A 1464-nucleotide genomic window follows, 5' to 3' on the forward strand; every position below is an offset into this window, starting at 1 on the left:
CACCCGATGAGTGTAGACGGCGGCACTGGCAGTTCACCGAAGGCACGCAGGGCGTCCCGCCGCTCTCCACAGGCACCGCGAGCGGTCCGCCCCTGCCGATAGATTGAATGGGAACAGGAGGCGAGCGGACATGACCACACGACTGCGCGTCGTCGTCGACCAGTTGACGGCTCCGGTGCCCGGCGCCGTCGGACGGTACACCCTCGATCTCACGCGTTCGCTCATCGCGACGGCCCCCGCCGACTGCGAGGTGGCCGGCATCGTGTCCTCCTCCCCTCCGTCCGACTACGAGCGCATCGAGGCCGACCTTCCGGGTCTCGCCGACCTCTACCGCACGTCGCTCGCCCGTCGCGAGCTCGCCGCCGCGTGGCAGGTGGGGCTGACGACCTCCCCCGGAGGCGGCATCATCCACTCCCCGAGCCTGTTCGCCCCGCTGCGCAAGCATGACCGCGCGGGCGGCAACCAGGTGGTGGTGACCGTGCACGACACGATGGCGTCGACGCATCCCGAGTCGCTGTCGACGGTCGAGGGCGCGTGGCGACGCGCCATGCTGAAGCGGGCCTGGAAGCATGCCGACGCCGTCGTGGTCTCCACGCACGCCCTCGCAGGCCGGATCGGCGACCTCCACGACTTCGGGGACCGCATCCGCGTCATCAGTTCCGCCGCCCGGTCGGGCCTGACGATCCCCGCGGATGCCGAACGGCGACTCGAGGCGCTCGGTCTGCCGCGCGCCTATCTCGTCACGGTCGGCTCACTCGAGCCGCACCGTGGCGTGGGCGATGTGCTGGCCGCACTCGGGCGCCCCGGCATGCCGGAACTTCCGCTCGCCGTGATCGGGCCCCGCGAATGGGGCGAGCAGCAGCTCGCGAACGTGGCTGAGGAGTCGGGGCTCCGTCGCGGCATGGTGCAGTCGTTCGACACGCTCTCCGACGAGGACCTCGCGGTCGTCCTGGGCGGCGCGGTGGCGTTCATCGCGCCCCGGCACGAGGAGGGCGATCCGGCCACCCTCATCGAGGCGTTCTCACTGGGCACGCCCGTCATCCACTCCGACATCCCCGAGTACCTCGAGACGGCGGCCGGGGCAGGGCTCGCGGTGCCGGTCGGCGTCGCCGGAGAGGGCTACGTGAACCGCCTCGCCGCGGCGATCTCCACTGTCGCGACCGACGACGCCCTGGCCGAGCGGCCGCGACGTAGACCGAGCACGCCCGATCGGCCGCCGATTTCGCCACGCCGTACGCCGACAGCACCAGGGGGAGCAGCAGCGCGCCCAGCGCGATCAGCACCACGACCCGCAGCACCCGACGCCGGCGGTGTCCGGGCATGGGCCGTCCGTCGTCGTCGTCGAACGGGTCGGGTTCGAGTTCGGGATGCCGCTCGCTCATGCCGTGCCCTCCACGAAGACGCTGGCGACGCCCCCGGCGCTCGCGAGCAGCGTTGCCGCGGCGACGCCCACGAGTGCGCCGG

Annotated in this window: 1 protein-coding gene; it reads left to right on the forward strand. The window is 72.3% G+C overall.

All coding sequences use genetic code 11. The annotated features are described in order from the left end of the window. Positions 1 to 130 precede the first annotated feature (130 nt). Positions 131 to 1464 (forward strand): glycosyltransferase (locus GH736_RS22880; RefSeq protein ID WP_159607310.1); only part of this gene is annotated, 1334 nt, incomplete at its 3' end.

The sequence above is a fragment of the Agromyces humi genome (assembly GCF_009720255.1).
Lineage (GTDB): Bacteria > Actinomycetota > Actinomycetes > Actinomycetales > Microbacteriaceae > Agromyces > Agromyces humi.